General features: G+C 68.2%; 11 protein-coding genes and 2 pseudogenes. 7 read left to right on the top strand and 6 right to left on the bottom strand.

Annotated elements, in window-relative coordinates:
• Window positions 1-15: 15 nt before the first annotated feature.
• Window positions 16-1,785 carry a cation:proton antiporter gene (locus OG252_RS01435; RefSeq protein ID WP_329333063.1) on the top strand — a complete coding sequence of 590 codons (1,770 nt, stop codon included), beginning with the start codon at window positions 16-18 and terminating at the stop codon, window positions 1,783-1,785.
• Between the two features lie 22 nt (window positions 1,786-1,807).
• On the opposite strand, the gene OG252_RS01430 is transcribed toward OG252_RS01435, so the two are convergent.
• Window positions 1,808-3,775, bottom strand: coding sequence for a glycoside hydrolase family 15 protein (locus OG252_RS01430; protein WP_329333061.1), 1,968 nt, complete (start codon window positions 3,773-3,775; stop codon window positions 1,808-1,810).
• A gap of 209 nt (window positions 3,776-3,984) precedes the next feature.
• On the opposite strand from OG252_RS01430, the gene OG252_RS01425 reads away from it, so the two are divergent.
• The gene (locus OG252_RS01425; RefSeq protein WP_329333059.1) at window positions 3,985-5,217 is read left to right on the top strand and encodes a DUF2254 domain-containing protein; all 1,233 of its coding nucleotides are present in this window, start codon (window positions 3,985-3,987) and stop codon (window positions 5,215-5,217) included.
• A gap of 203 nt (window positions 5,218-5,420) precedes the next feature.
• A complete protein-coding gene (locus tag OG252_RS01420; protein WP_329333057.1) occupies window positions 5,421-6,065 on the top strand; it encodes a GAP family protein in 645 nt (214 codons plus the stop codon).
• A gap of 196 nt (window positions 6,066-6,261) precedes the next feature.
• Here the strand turns inward: OG252_RS01420 and OG252_RS01415 are convergent, their stop codons facing one another.
• Entirely contained in the window at window positions 6,262-7,626 is a 1,365-nt protein-coding gene (locus tag OG252_RS01415) for a glutamate decarboxylase (protein WP_329333055.1), read from the bottom strand.
• A gap of 603 nt (window positions 7,627-8,229) precedes the next feature.
• Between OG252_RS01415 and OG252_RS01410 the strand changes: the two genes are divergently transcribed.
• Complete coding sequence (locus OG252_RS01410) at window positions 8,230-9,036, top strand: SDR family oxidoreductase (RefSeq protein ID WP_329345053.1); 807 nt, start codon at window positions 8,230-8,232, stop codon at window positions 9,034-9,036.
• A gap of 286 nt (window positions 9,037-9,322) precedes the next feature.
• Here the strand turns inward: OG252_RS01410 and OG252_RS01405 are convergent, their stop codons facing one another.
• Window positions 9,323-9,622, bottom strand: coding sequence for an SHOCT domain-containing protein (locus OG252_RS01405; protein WP_266452597.1), 300 nt, complete (start codon window positions 9,620-9,622; stop codon window positions 9,323-9,325).
• 218 nt (window positions 9,623-9,840) lie between these two features.
• On the opposite strand from OG252_RS01405, the gene OG252_RS01400 reads away from it, so the two are divergent.
• Window positions 9,841-10,260 (top strand): DUF7144 family membrane protein, encoded by a 420-nt coding sequence (locus tag OG252_RS01400; protein ID WP_329333052.1) that lies wholly within the window; start codon window positions 9,841-9,843, stop codon window positions 10,258-10,260.
• Window positions 10,261-10,395: 135 nt separating this feature from the next.
• The gene (locus OG252_RS01395) at window positions 10,396-10,830 is read left to right on the top strand and encodes a gluconokinase (RefSeq protein ID WP_329333050.1); all 435 of its coding nucleotides are present in this window, start codon (window positions 10,396-10,398) and stop codon (window positions 10,828-10,830) included.
• Between the two features lie 43 nt (window positions 10,831-10,873).
• Here OG252_RS01395 and OG252_RS01390 read toward each other — a convergent pair.
• Together OG252_RS01390 and OG252_RS01385 are read right to left on the bottom strand one after the other, a co-directional pair.
• Window positions 10,874-11,313: pseudogene (locus OG252_RS01390) on the bottom strand (cation:proton antiporter); the annotation flags it as partial.
• A gap of 81 nt (window positions 11,314-11,394) precedes the next feature.
• Entirely contained in the window at window positions 11,395-11,817 is a 423-nt protein-coding gene (locus OG252_RS01385) for a DUF6325 family protein (protein ID WP_406499295.1), read from the bottom strand.
• A 156-nt stretch (window positions 11,818-11,973) separates the two neighbouring features.
• On the opposite strand from OG252_RS01385, the gene OG252_RS01380 reads away from it, so the two are divergent.
• Complete coding sequence (locus tag OG252_RS01380) at window positions 11,974-13,311, top strand: hypothetical protein (RefSeq protein WP_329333047.1); 1,338 nt, start codon at window positions 11,974-11,976, stop codon at window positions 13,309-13,311.
• 7 nt (window positions 13,312-13,318) lie between these two features.
• Here OG252_RS01380 and OG252_RS01375 read toward each other — a convergent pair.
• A pseudogene (locus tag OG252_RS01375) lies at window positions 13,319-14,278 on the bottom strand (DUF389 domain-containing protein).
• Window positions 14,279-14,384 lie beyond the last annotated feature (106 nt).

Here is a 14,384-nt window from a genome sequence, read left to right as displayed (position 1 = left end):
CCGCGAGGAGGCGTTGTGACCGACGACCAGATCCTCCTCGGGCTCGCGCTGACCGTGGTGCTCGCCACCGGCTCACAGATTCTGGCGAGCAAGCTGCGCGTACCCGCCCTGATCCTGCTGCTGCCCGCCGGATTCGCCGCCGGTGCCCTCACCGATGTCGTCCACCCCGACAAGCTGATGGGGGCGAACTTCTCCGCCCTGGTGTCCCTGGCCGTGGCGGTGATCCTCTACGACGCCGGGCTGGGCCTCAACCTGCGCAACCTGACCGGTCGGACGCGGTGGATCGTGGGCAGACTGCTGCTGTACGGGGTTCTGGTGACGTTTCTGGTCACCGCGGCGGTGTCACCCGCGATGTTCGACATGCCGCTGCGGGTGGCCGCGATGCTCGGCGTGATCCTCGTCGTCTCGGGGCCGACAGTCGTGGGTCCGCTGCTCGACTACGTACGGCCGAACGACAAGGTCCGACGCATCCTCATCTGGGAAGGGACGCTGACCGACCCGATCGGCGGCATTCTCGGCGCTCTCACCTTCCACGCCATCGCGTCTTCCCACCAGGTCGACATCGGCCGGGGCTACCAGTTGGGCCAGTTCGCCATCAGCCTCGTCGTCGGTCTGATCGGTGGGGCAGTGGGCGCGATGCTGCTGTGGTGGACGCTGCGCACCCTGCGCCTCGGCGAGACGCTGGGCACGCTTGCGCAACTCGCCACGGTGATCGCCGTGTCGGCCGGCTGTGACATCGTCCGGGACGACACGGGACTCATCGCCGCGATCGTCACGGGACTGGCCGTCACCAACATCCGCGGCTTCGACATGCCCGCTCGCCGGCCCTTCTTCGAGACCCTGGTTCAGCTGATCATCGGCCTGCTGTTCGTCTCCATCTCCACCACCGTCACCCCGTCCTCCCTGGTCCCCGTACTGCTCCCCTCCCTCGCCCTGATCGCGATCCTCGTACTGGTGGTCCGTCCTCTGGTCGCCTTCGCCGCAACGGCACGTTCGGGCCTGACCCCAGGAGAACGGGCTTTCATCGGGTGGATGGACCCGCGCGGCATCGTCGCCGCCGCCACGGCGTCGGCCTTCTCCGCCGGCCTCGTCGACCAAGGGGTGAACGGCGCCTCCAGGATCCTCCCGGTCACCTTCCTGGTGATCGTGGGAACCGTCCTGCTGTACGCGCTGACCGCGGTCCCGGTGGCCCGACGACTGGCCGTCGTCAAACCGTCGGGCACCCGCATCCTCCTGGTGGGCGGCGAGCCGTGGGCGGTCGACCTGGGGCGGTGCCTGCGATCCGCCGGACTCGACGTGCTGATGTGGGCGGGGCTCGACACAGAGCGGCAAAGGATCAAGGCTGCGGGGATCCAGCTGGCCAGGGGCGATCTGCTGGCCACGGCCACCAACCCCGGCGCACGGCTGGAGGGGGTGACCGCCGTGTTCCTGGCCACCGCCGACGACGACTTCAACGCACTCGCCTCGGTCGTGATGCAGGACAACGTCGAGGGCCCTGTCTACCGGGTCGGCCCTCCGCACGAAAGCCACGGCGTCGTCGCCCCCTACACCGGCGGTGCCATCCTCTTCGGCAGTTCACTCGTCCGGCACGCCCTGGCAGCGCGTTACGAGGCGGGAGCCCGCTTCCTGGTCCAGCCCGCCTCCGCTCCGGTGCCCGCCGGCCACGACATGCTCTTCGTGGTGCGGGCCAACCGCCGGCTCGAACCGGTGACCGACAAGGAGCCGAACACGCCGCAGGAAGGCGACAGCGTCGTACTGCTCGGGGCCGCCCTTTCCCGGCAGTGAGCCTCACCGGCTGCCGCCCGGGCTACCTCGCGCCCGCACGTGCCCGGTTGAGCGTCGCGTCCAGGGTGATGGCCGCATCGATCAGCGCCAGGTGGGTGAAAGCCTGCGGGAAGTTGCCGAGCTGGCGCCCTGTCAGGTCGATCTCCTCGGAGTACAGGCCCAGGTGGTTGGCGTACGTGAGCATCTGCTCCAGTACGAGCCGTGCCTGATCTGTCCGCCCGGCCCGTGCCAGGGCGTCGACGTACATGAACGTGCACAGGGAGAACGTCCCTTCGGAGCCGCTCAGTCCGTCGGGCGACGCCTCCGGGTTGTAGCGGTAGACCAGGCTGTCGCTGACCAGTTCGCGGTCCATGGCGTCCAGGGTGGAGCTCCACATCGGGTCGTTCGGGGTGATGAAGCCGACCGTCGGCATCCGCAGCAGCGAAGAGTCCAGGACATCGCTGCCGTAGTGCTGCACGAAAGCCTCGTGCTTCGGATCCCATCCCTGCGTCAGTACCTGTTGGTAGATGCGGTCACGTTCGGTCGCCCAGCGCCCACGGGCTGCCGGACGGCCGCTCGCGGAGGAAAGCCGCAGGGCGCGGTCGAAGGCGACCCAGGACATCACCCGGCCGTAGGTGAAGTCCTTGCGTCCTCCGCGGGTCTCCCACAGTCCCTCGCCGGGCTGGTCCCAGTGGTCGACCAGCCAGTCGAGGAGTGTGTGCAGTGCGGTCCAGCCCTTGGTGTCGAGCTGGATTCCGTGCTGGTGCGCGAAGAAGATGCTGTCCAGCGCCTCGCCGTAGATGTCCATCTGTATCTGGTCCGCGGCCCCGTTGCCGATGCGCACGGGAGCGGAGCCTTCGTATCCCGCCCAGTGCTCCAGAGTCTCCTCCACCAGGTCGGAGGAGCCGTCGACCCGGTACATGATGTTCAGCGGTCCCGTATCGGAGTTCCCCCCGGCCTCTTCCCTCACGCGATCGCGCAGCCAGCTGATGAACGCCGTCGCCTCTTCCTTGAAACCCAGGCCCAGCAGGGCGTAGATCGAGAAGGAGGCATCCCGGATCCAGGTGAACCGGTAGTCCCAGTTGCGCTCGCCGCCCAGCTGCTCCGGCAGGCCCGCCGTAGGGGCCGCGACGAGGGCCCCGCTCGGCGCATAGGTCATGAGTTTCAGCGTCACGGCCGAGCGTTCCACCGCCTCGCGCCACCGGCCCGAGTAACGGGACTGGGCGAGCCATGACCGCCAGAAGCGGATCGTCTCCTCGTGGAGCTGCTGGAACTCCACGACACGGATTTCATGGGGCGGCCCATCAGGCGATGACTCCAGGACGACGCCGCGCTGCTGTCCGGCCCGTAGGGGCAGGGTGAAGTGAAGGTCCCGGTCACCCGACAGCAGGTTCAGCAGCCGCTCGTCCTCCGGTTCGCGGACGGCGTGCACGGCCAGTTCCAGTCCCTCTGAGGCGAACACCGCGCCGTGCTCCGTGATGCGCAGCTCGTGCGGTGCGCGGCCGTAGTCGAACCGGGGTGCGATTTCTGCTTCGAACGTCATATGGCCACGCACACAGCGCAGCATGCGGACGAGGCGATGGCGGTCGGTTGCGACGGCTCCGGTCACCGGCATGAAGTCGACCACTTCGCCCGTGCCGGACTCCGTCATGAAGCGCGTGACGAGTATGGCCGTGTCGGGAAAGTACAACTGCTTCGTCGCGTAGGTCGTGTCGGCGGGCCGGACAGTGAAGTGCCCACCCTTCTCCCAGTCCAGCAGAGCGCCGAACACGCTGGGCGAATCAAATCGCGGACAGCAGAACCAGTCGATGGTGCCGTCCGTGGTCACCAAGGCCGCCGTCTGCAGATCGCCGATCAGGCCATGGTTTTCGATCAAAGGGTAAGCATTCATAAAGCCTGCTTTCACCCAAGGGCGCCTCGAAGGCGAGCCCGACCGACTCCGCGATTTCCATCGGCCGCCGACCGGACGGCGAAAACGCTGCACGAGAATCCTCAGCAGTGGTTCACCCATCCAGCGTACGCAAGAAGGTCCCATCGGTCCTGCTGAACGAAGTCAGCAGCCGCACTGCTGGTGCCGTGTCGCTGCACGCTTCCGACCAGTGCCATACGGTGGCCGTACCTGCAACGAAGGCCCTCCCGGCCGAGGGAAAGGGTACGGGCATGCGCAGAATGATGTCCTGGGCCTCTGTATTCCGAATGCGGCAGTACACAATAGCCAGCTTGTGGATCGCGCCACTGTTCGGAATGGCGCTGGGCGTCGTCCTCGCCGAATTGGCCATTGCCGCCGACGGGGCGGACTGGCCGCCGAGCGGCTGGCGTTACTCCGCGACCACCGCGAGCGGCGTGCTCAGTTCCATCGTCGGGGCGATGGTGGCCCTGCTCGGTTTCGTCGTGACGATCGGCGTGCTCGTCATCCAACAGGCGACCGGAGCACTGTCCCCGCGGTACATGCGCCTCTGGTACAGAGACCGACTGCAGAAAACCGTCCTCGCCACCTTCACCGGGACGTTCGCTTTCGCTTTCTCCCTGCTGCGCAGCATCGAGTCGGACTCGGTACCGGACCTCGGGGTCACCCTCGCCGGCGCGGCTGTGGCCGTCAGCCTTCTGCTCCTGCTCGTCTATCTCAATCGCTTCACGCACAACCTCAGACCGGTGGCCATCGCCGACCTCGTCGGGCGCATGGGAGAAGGCGTCTTCGCCCGCGGGACCATGACACTCCACGCGTCCGTGCCGCACGACGATGAAGCCGTGACGGCGCGCGGACCGGTGACACTCATCCGCTCTGCAGGCGGCGGGGCCATCCAGGCATTCAACGTGGCCGGCTTGGTGACTGCCGGGGTGCGCCACGACTGCACGTTCGTCGTGCCCCACCTCATCGGAGACTACGTCCCTCCCGGCGCCGTACTCGTCGAGGTCCACGGCGGTACGTCCGCGCCCGACCCCCGGCACGTGACCGGTCTCATCGCCCTGGGCGCCGAACGCACCATCGAGCAGGACCCGGCCTTCGCCCTGCGGGTGCTCGTGGACATCGCCATCCGTGCCCTCTCCCCGGCGGTCAACGACCCCACGACAGCCGTTCAGGTGCTCAATCACATCGAGTCGTTCCTCACCGTGGCCGGCAGCGCGCAACTGCGGGGCCGCTACGTGATGGCGGACGACCGTGGCCAGCCTCGCCTCGTCCTGCACGGACGTGACTGGGAGGACTACCTGCAGCTCGCCGTCTCCGAGATCCGCGACTACGGGGCAAGCTCCATGCAGGTCTGCCGACGACTGCGCGCCCTGCTCGACGGCCTTCGCGAAAGCCTTCCGTCAGCGCAACATCCAGCTGTGCAAGCGGAGTTGGAGCTCCTGCGCCAGTCGGTGGAGCGGGCGTTCGCCGACCCGGCCCATCGAGCCGTCGCGGAGTGCGCCGACCGCCAGGGTATCGGAGGCCGGTCGCGGCCCCACCAGTAGAGGACCGCAACGTCCCCCGGTGTCCCTTGCTTGCCCGGGAGTCCGCCGGTCTGCCAGTGCCGCCATGCGGGCGTGGCCTGCTTGACCAGCCGGGTCTCCGCCTGCAAAGTCGGGATGCGGCACCGCAGCACCGCCTCACTCTGCCGACCAATCCGCCCGTCCCCGGGTGGCACGCGGCCTGACATCCGGGAGCGGCTGATCCGATGGTCCTCGACCTGGTTGTGATCGGTGCGGCCGTCACCCTGGGGCCTTTGCACAACAGCGCCTTCATCCTGCTGCTCTCCTCGCGGCACGGCATTCGCCAGGGCCTGGCGTTCCTGTTGTCGTGGTTGGCCAACCTGATTGCGGTGATCGCCTGCGTGATGCTGCTGACCGGCGGTCAGCCCCCGGCCCGTCACAGCGCGCCCTCGACTGCTGCGGTCTGTGCGAAACTCGCCGTCGGCCTGGCACTGGTGTTGTACAGCGCGCACCGGTACCGCCGACCGCCCCGTCCGCACGGCCCGCCACGCTGGACCGCCCGGATCGACAACGCCTCCCCGGCCGCGGCAGCCGGCCTGGCCTGGTTGCTGCAGCCCTGGGCACTGGTCGGCGCCGGCGCCGCAACCGCCGTCGACGCCGATCTCTCCACCCTCGCCGACTGGCTCGCACTGACCGGCTACTGTCTGCTGGCCACACTCAGCCTCATCGTCATGGAGATGTACGTCGTCTGGGCGCCCACGGTCGCGAACGCCCGTTTGAACGCCCTGCGGAGTTGGCTCGCGCAGCACCAGGAGCAGCTGATCGTCACACTCGCCCTGCTCCTCGGCCTGTGGCTGACGGCCCGCAGCATCGCCGAGCTGGTCGCCTGACAGGGACGGCCCCAGCGGCGGCGCGACCCCCGCGGGCATCCCCGGTGGTGGGCTGACCGCCCGGAGTATTTTCTGGGTGGGCTTGGGTCGGCTGACCGTGTTGGCTGTGAGGGTGCGGGCAGCGGTAGCGCGTCGCAGTTTCCATCGCTGGGTCGCCGGTATCCGGTCGCCCGAAGCTGCGGCTCCGGCACCGTGATCAGTAGCCGGTGCCGCGCTTGATCTGGGTCCGCTCGTTCCCATGGGCCGCACCCTTGTCGTCCAACGTGCGACACGCGTCGGCAATGTCCTGGCTCAGGCGATCGATCTGCTCGCGGCTCAGCGTTTCCTTGACCAGGGCGCGCAGGACCTTCACCCGCTCCGCGTTGGGCGGGAGCGTGTATGCCGGCACCATCCAGCCCCGCTCGGCCGAGAGCTGCCAGGCGATGTCGGACTCGTCGTAGGCGTGCTTGCCGACGAGACGGAAAGCGACCAGCGGCAGCTGCTCGAGGTCACTCCCGATCACTTCGAAGCGGTCGCTGCTCCGCAGCTGGTCTGCCAGAGCGCGGGCGTTCTCCTGCATCATCTTCATGACGTAGGTGTAGCCCTGGCGACCGAGCCGCACGAAGTTGTAGTACTGCGCGAGCACCATCGACGCACCTGTAGAGAAGTTCAGCGTGAACGTCGCGTCGGTCTTGCCCAGATAGTTCTCGTAGAACACGAGGTCCTTGGCCAGGTCGGACTCCTCGCGGAAGACCAGCCAACCGATGCCGGGGTAGACCAGGCCGTACTTGTGACCCGAGACATTGATCGAACGGACCTGCTCGAGCCGGAAGTCCCATTTCGAGTCCGGGTAGAGGAAGGGCCACACGAAGGCGCCGCTGGCGCCGTCGACGTGAATCGGGATGTCGAGGTCCCGCTCTTGACGGACGTCCCGCAGGAGCTTGTCGATCCCGACGACATCATCCTTGTGGCCGGTGAACGTGGTGCCGAGGACGGCGACGACGCCGATCGTGTTCTCGTCGAGGAGGGACTCCACGTCCTCCGGACCGATCGTGTACTTACCCTCGGCAAGCGGCACGATCCGCGGCTCGACGTCGAAGTAACGGCAGAACTTCTCCCACACGACGTGGACGTCTCCCCCGAAAACCAAATTGGGCCGGTCGATCGACAGGCCGGCTGCCTGGCGGCGCTCGCGCCACTTCCACTTCAGCGACAGCGCACCGAGCATGATCGCCTCGGATGAGCCCTGAGTCCGGCATCCCGTCGTCCTGCCCGGCGCGTGGAAAAGGTCGGCGAGCATGCGCACGCAACGCTGCTCGATCTCGGCGGAAATGGGGTACTCCGCATGGTCGATGAAATTGCGATGGAGGTTCTCGGCGATCAGCCGTTGCGCCTCCGGCTCCATCCAAGTGGTGACAAACGTGGCGAGGTTGCGCTGCGGGTCGCCCTCCATGGCGAGATCCACATCCACGAGTCTCATTGCGTCCGTCGCGGCCATACCTTCCTCGGGGAAGGTCTCCGAGGGAGCGGGCACCGTCAGGAATCGGTTACCGAAAAGAGCCCAATCATCACGTTTAGTCATGCGGTGATTCAAACAGCTCCGGAGCCAGCCGCGGGCGAGAGACACACCGAGACGGAACTGCACGCCGGTCCACGAACGGCGCTGGCCGCCCTCATTCGAGAGCGAGACCCGAGCCGCTTGACGGCATAGCAGCACGAGGTGTCTACCGCCTCGCCCAGACCAAAGCCCGGGCCGAAGAATCCCGCACCGGCACAGCCAGGGGCCACAGGTGTGCCTGCGGCGAGCCGCGGCGGCAAAGGCCACCAGCAACTATGTCTTCCCGGCGGGCGAGTCAGGTTGGGAATCCGGGTCCCTGATGGAGGGCTCCCCTTCATGCCCGCAGGCCCTCAGCGCGGTAGCCCAGCCGGATGACAAGCCGGGCCGAAATGCGGTGGCGGGGCGCGCCGGTGCGTTCCGTCACCGGGGCCGGGTGCTTTCGTCGGTGCCGGGCATGCCGCCACCTCCGCGCCCGCCCTGTTGGGCCGGTCGACGCTCGACCTTTCCTCATATGTGTCGCCCGATCCCCGCGGCACGTCCGTCGGTATGGGGGACAGCGGGCATCGCCGTCGAATCACCGAAAGAGAGATCGTCGTGGCAGGAAGTGTCAGCGAGAACCGCGGAACGGTGTACGCGCAGCTTCTCAGGGGTCAGAAAGCGCTGGTGACCGGTGCCAACTCGGGGATCGGCAAGGCGACTGCCATTGCCCTGGGCCGGGCCGGAGCAGACGTCGTGGTGAATTACGTCGTCGGGGCGGACGAGGCCGAGAAGGTCGTGGCGGAGATCGAGGGCTTCGGAGTCCGCGCCTATGCCCACGAGGCCGATGTGTCCGACGAGGACCAAGTGGTCGCCATGGTCGCGCGGATGGTGAAGGAGTTCGGCACCATCGACATCATGGTGGCCAACGCCGGCCTTCAAAGGGACTCGGCCGTGACGGAGATGACGCTCCAACAGTGGCAGAAGGTCATCGACGTCAACCTGACCGGACAGTTCCTCTGTGCGCGGGAAGCCGCCAAGGAGTTCGTACGGCGCGGTGTCGTTCCGGAGGTTTCCCGGGCGGCGGGGAAGATCATCTGTATGAGCTCGATCCATCAGATCATCCCTTGGGCGGGCCACGTCAACTACGCCTCTTCCAAGGGGGGCGTGGGCATGCTGATGCAGACCCTCGCCCAGGAGCTGGCTCCTCACGGGATCAGGGTCAACGCGGTTGCGCCCGGAGCCATCCGCACGCCGATCAACCGCGATGCCTGGTCGACCCCTGAGGCCGAGTCGGAGCTCCTGAAGCTGATCCCGTACCGCCGCGTGGGCGACCCGGACGACATCGCCGACGCCGTCGTCGCCATGGCATCCGACCTGCTCGACTACGTCGTGGGCAGCACGCTTTTCGTCGACGGTGGAATGACGCTGTTTCCCGGCTTCGCCACGGGAGGCTGAGCGCCGGTGGAGGAGATGTCACCCCCCGCCGGGTGGTGATCCTCGGCGGGGGGTTCGCCGGGCTGTTCGCCGCTCGGGCCCTGCGGCGGTCACCGGTTGCGGTGTCCGAGGTCGACCGTCGTGCCCGCCACCTCTTCCAGCCGCTGCTCTACCAGTGCGCCGCCGGATTCCTGTCGGAGGGCAGATCGCGCAACCGCTGCGCGGTCCTGCGACGCCACCACCGCCGGCAGCCGGGCAGCCAAAGCCGCGGGGGACAACTTGTAGGGAGGTGAAGGATACGCGTCAGTCAGGCGAGGAGCCTGCGCTTCTGCTCCTCGAACTCAGCCTCGGTGATGACGCCTTGTGACTTGAGCTCGCCGAGCTGTTTGAGTTGGTCGAGCATGCTGCCCATGTCGTCGGCCGGCGCCGCGGACTGCTGCGGCTGTGGCTGTGGCTGCGCAGAGTGGACGGGCTGTGACTGGGGTTCCTGGTAGCCCTGCTGGGCGGCCCACCGGCCCTGCTGACGGCGCGTCACGCGGTTGGACACGGCGGTCGCCGTTCCCGCGACGGCGGCAGTGCGGGCGATTCCGCGAAGAAGACCTGGCATGGCGATCCTTTCCCGCTCGGAATCGGTGAATGACTCACCGAGCCGGAGCACACTACGCCTCCATTGCACCATTGCTCGGATTCCGCTGCACCTCGGCGGGATCCGATCCGATGTAATTCCCGCCGATCTGCCGGACGCTGTGACTCGTGGCACGCTGGAAGCGTGTGCGTCGTCGGCGATTCCGTCCGGCGATGAGACCCAGCCAACAGGAGCTCGAAATGGCCACGCACAGTGCAGGAATGCGGCGAACCCACACAGGTCGGGGAATGGCTGTAACCGGCTGGACGGCATTCGCCGGGGTCATGATGGTCTTCGGCGGCATTATGGCGATATTCCAGGGGATAGCCGCAATAGCGGACGACGATCTGTTGGTCACGACCCGTAATTACACCTTCCAGTGGAGCCTCACCGGCTGGGGCTGGATGCATCTCATCATCGGCATCGTCGTGACGCTGGCGGGCTTCGCCCTGTTCAGCGGGAAGCTGTGGGCCCGAATGGTCGGCGTCGCCGTGGCAGGGCTGTCGATGCTCGCCAACTTCGCGTGGCTCCCCTGGTACCCGTTCTGGGCCATCACGCTGATCGTCATTGACGGCTTCGTCATCTGGGCCCTGTGCGCCCGCACGGCCAGCGACGCCTAGTCCGACGGACCGACGGACCGACGGGGGACGTGGACTCGTGCGGTGACCCGCCGGCGCGTTCGTCGTGGAACGGATCCCGCGTTGAATCCCGGGTGACGGGGATTGCGACAGGGGTATCAGTGGAGACCAGCGGCAGTGACGGCACTGCCCGCCGACGGACTCGGCCTGCCGTTCCTGGAGGGCGTCGCACTCCATCCCGTCCGCAACGTAGCCAAGATGAGCGCCGGGCATGCCCTGGACGACATGGACCGCAAGCCGTGGCTGCACACCCTGGCCGACCGCATCCGCGAGTCCGCCGAGTCCGGCCGGGGGCTGGTCGTGGCATGCTCGACGCTCAAGCGCCGCTACCGTGACGAGCTGCGGTCCGCCGCGACCGAGGTCGGGTGCCTGTACCTGGCCGTGAACCGGGACATTGTCCGGGGCCGCGTGGCCGGGCGCGCCGGGCACTTCATGCCCGCCGGGCTGGTCGACGCGCAGTTCGACGAACCTGGAGCCGCTGGAGCCGGACGAGCCAGGAGGCACCATCGACGCCACGGAGGACCTCCAGGTCACCCTCTCGCGGGCCCGTGACGCCGTCGGCGACCTTCGGCGGCCGTACAGCGTCCTGAGGCGGCGCGCCCAGGATGCCACCCACCGGGTCGATCAGCGACCTCTCCCGGACGAGGATCCACTGGACGCGGTCAGTGGGGCGTACGAACTTGAGCAGCGGACCCACGACCGTCGGCCCGGACACCACCAAGATCTGACAGCTACGTGACAAGTACAGTGGAGCCACAGCAGGCGCACCACGACCCCGCCGGGTGTGGGCGGCAGAGCGGCGCATATCGAGTCCCAGCCCCGCGTCGTACAAAATGACAGCGACAGCCAGTGCGACGAGCGGCGAGAAGGTGCTGCCCGCAGCCGCTCGGGGTGTCGTCCGTCAGAGCGCCGGCGGTGAAACCGACCGGCAGCAGGACGACCAGCGCAGGATCCGCGGCCGACTGGGGCCAGCACCTGTGAGCCCACCGCCAGTACCACGATCAGACCGAGGCCCGTGAGCACCCGGTCGGTCATCACCGCGGTGCCTTCCGCATGTCGGCCGACCGGTCCGCCTCCGTCTGGGGACGCAGCTGTCCGTCGACTTCACGCCTCACGTCACGACGCGGATTCGGCCGCTTCGAGTGAGGCGAGGACGTCCTGTACGGGGAGCCGACCGGAGGCGACCAACTGAGCTCCGCCACGTCGCAGGGCGGCGGCGAAGGGCGCGGCCCACACGTTCTCGTAGATCAGCAGGCCGGCGGAGTTGCCGGGCTCCACGGCCGCAGCGGCCTCCTCGAGGTCGTCCTGACCCAGCAGACCGGAGTGGACTCCCTCGAAGACGGCGAGGTCGAGTTCGCCGTCACCGGTGAGATCGGCGATCTCCAGGGCGGTCACCGAGCCGTCCTCTTCCTTCCTGATGAACACCAGGTCGAGGATCCGGATGAGGCCGCGGTCCACCAGATCGACCAGCAGCGGGAAGCCCTCGCCTGTCATTCGGTTGCCGGGGAATTCCACCACCAAGTAGTCGATGGGTCCCATCTCGTCGATCTTCTCGCTCACGGCGGTCACCTCTGGTGCTCGTGGGCCCCTGAACGCCATTGCATCACCGGACACCGGTCGTCGCACCCGGACGCAGGTCACCCCGCCGGCCCTCCCGCCTCGCTCGACGACCCTCGCCGGGATCTCCTCGAAGGCATGACAGGCAGCGACTCGCCCCCACCGGAGCCGGAGCGCCCCCGTGCGGCTCCACCCGACGATCAGCGCCGTTCACCGCAGCAAGGCAATGAACTGGACGAACTCCGCCGCCGAGTCAGCGAGTTGGAGAGCGTCCGGCACGAGCCGAGGCACCGGATCCGGTCGCTGGGCTCGGTCCTGCTGATCATCCTGGCGTCGGTGCTGGCGCTGCTGGCCGTGGTCGCGGTCTGGGCGAACAGCATCGTCCGGGACACCGACCGGTACGTCGCGACCATGGCCCCGCTGGCCTCCGATCCCGACGTCCAGCAGGCGGTCACCACCCGCGTCACCAACGTCGTGCTGCAGCGGATCGACGTGGACGCTCTGGTCGCGGAGCTGAGCCGGGCGGCGGCGCAGGAGGGCGTGCCGCCCAGGGCCGCGAGCCTCATCGGCGGCCTGAGCGGTCCCATCGAGAACGGTCTCAAGGAGCTGGTGAGCTCCACCGTGAGGCGGGTGGTCTCCAGCAGCGCCTTCGAGACGGCCTGGACGAACGCCAACCGTCGGGCCCACACGGCAGTGGACAAGGCGCTGACGGGCTCGGCCGACGCCGTGGTGTCGCTGAAGGACGATCAGGTCGCCATCGACGTCGGCCCCATCGTGGCCCAGGTGAAGGACCGACTGGTCAGCTCGGGTTTCGGGGCGGCCGCGAAGATCCCGGACGTCCACACGGACTTCGTCGTGGTCCACGGGAAGGACGTCGGCAAGATCAAGTCGTATCTGAGGGTGCTGCAGATCATCGGCAACTGGCTGCCCGTCATCGCGGTGCTGATCGCCGCCGCGGGCGTATTCCTGGCGTCCCATCGCCGGCGGGCGCTGATCGGGGCCGCGCTCGGGGTGTTCGCCGCCATGGTGGTACTGGGGGTGTGCCTCACTGTCTTCCGTACGGTGTATCTGGACCATCTGCCGCCGGGAACGAACGCGGGTGCCGCGGGCGCCGTCTACGACGCGCTGGTGAGGTTCCTGCGCGCCGGGGTGCGGGCGGTCGGGGCGCTGGCCCTGGTCACGGCCTTCGGGGCCTTCTTCGTCGGCCCGTCCCGAGCCGCCGTGTTCACCCGTCACTTCTGCAGCCGGGGCATCGGCGCGGGGCGCGACGTGGCCGCCTCGGCCGGGCTGCGCCTGGGCGCGGTCGGCCGGTTCGTGCACCGCTTCAAGAGGTGGATCGGGGCCGCGATCCTGGTGGTGGCCGCGATCGTCCTGTTCGTCTGGAGCTATCCGACCATGATGGTCGTGATCTGGACGGCGGTGATCGTGCTGGTGGCCTTCGCCATCCGCGAGTTCCTGGACACGGCGCCCGCGTGACACCCTGTCAGCCCGGTGGTGTCCGGTATGCCGCGTGCTCGTCCTGGCGCTTGCGCACGCGGCGCCAGATCGCCCGCTGGCATTTGCGGGCGGCGGTGCCGACCGCGATCAGGATGCCGATGTTGAGGAGCAGTTGCAGCAGCGAGCCCCGCGCCTCGGCCCAGCTGGCGAAAGCGCACGAGACACCGATCTCGGCCTCCGCCGGAATGGTGGCGACCGAGATGGAGACACCGAGCAGCGCGCTGGTACGGGCCTCCGTCAGGACACGATGCCGACGCTCGCCGCCAGCACGGCGACCGCCACCGAGAAGAAGTTCGGCGTGTCGATCAGGTTCGACACCGGCCTGATCACCAGGTCGAACGCCCGCGGCTGCAGGCCGAAGCCCCGGACCAGGAGACCGAAGAGGAGGGCGGCGGCGACGGCCAGCAGGAACCCGACGAGCAGGGCGGCGAGTCCCCGCCGCATCCGGTGCCCCGCGCGCCGGTCGATGCCGAACGCGATGCTGGGGATCGCCCCGTACTCCGGTCCGACGACCATCGCTGCGACGATGAGGACCTGGGGGTACGTGATGATGCCCACCGCGGTGATGAGGCCGGCGATCACCAGGAACGGGCAACAGCTGGGCGGATAGAGGCCCTCGGCCCGGATCCGGCCTTCACCTGCTCCCACACCGGCGCCTGCAGCCGGGCCCCGACTTCTCCGTCCCGCCCCTGGCCGCGCGGTCGGAGAAGGCGAAGTCGACCGGCGCCAGGACGATGGATCCGCGGTGCTCGAGTTCCAGATCTCGCAAGCCCCTGAGCACCTCGTTCGCGGCCCCGGTCAGCACGTCACATGCGATGGAGTCGCCGTCGGGGTTGCGGACGCGGTCCGGGTGCAGGACGAGATTGAGGACACCCGGCTCGGTGCCGAGCCGTGCGATCGCCTGGTCCCTGAGGTCCGGTGGGGACACCGCCCGGAGGTGCAGTATGTCCGTCGCAACCTCCGAGACTTTGGTCGCCGTCCATTGGCGCCGTGGCACCGGGCTCTGGCCAATCGGGACGACCCGCGCCGCCGGCTCAGCGCGCGAGATCCGG

It is taken from the genome of Streptomyces sp. NBC_01352 (genome assembly GCF_036237295.1).
In the GTDB taxonomy this organism is placed as follows: Bacteria; Actinomycetota; Actinomycetes; order Streptomycetales; family Streptomycetaceae; genus Streptomyces; species Streptomyces plumbiresistens.
Note: the sequence above shows the minus strand (reverse complement) of the source record. Positions and strands in the feature narration are given on the sequence as shown.

Excerpts from the sequence above, each read along its gene's own strand:
- OG252_RS01430 (WP_329333061.1), bottom strand. The coding sequence starts at position 3,775 with ATGGGTGAACCACTGCTGAGGATTCTCGTGCAGCGTTTTCGCCGTCCG.
- OG252_RS01420 (WP_329333057.1), top strand. The coding sequence starts at position 5,421 with ATGGTCCTCGACCTGGTTGTGATCGGTGCGGCCGTCACCCTGGGGCCT.
- OG252_RS01415 (WP_329333055.1), bottom strand. The coding sequence starts at position 7,626 with ATGACTAAACGTGATGATTGGGCTCTTTTCGGTAACCGATTCCTGACG.
- OG252_RS01405 (WP_266452597.1), bottom strand. The coding sequence starts at position 9,622 with ATGCCAGGTCTTCTTCGCGGAATCGCCCGCACTGCCGCCGTCGCGGGA.
- OG252_RS01400 (WP_329333052.1), top strand. The coding sequence starts at position 9,841 with ATGGCCACGCACAGTGCAGGAATGCGGCGAACCCACACAGGTCGGGGA.
- OG252_RS01385 (WP_406499295.1), bottom strand. The coding sequence starts at position 11,817 with ATGGGACCCATCGACTACTTGGTGGTGGAATTCCCCGGCAACCGAATG.
- OG252_RS01380 (WP_329333047.1), top strand. The coding sequence starts at position 11,974 with ATGACAGGCAGCGACTCGCCCCCACCGGAGCCGGAGCGCCCCCGTGCG.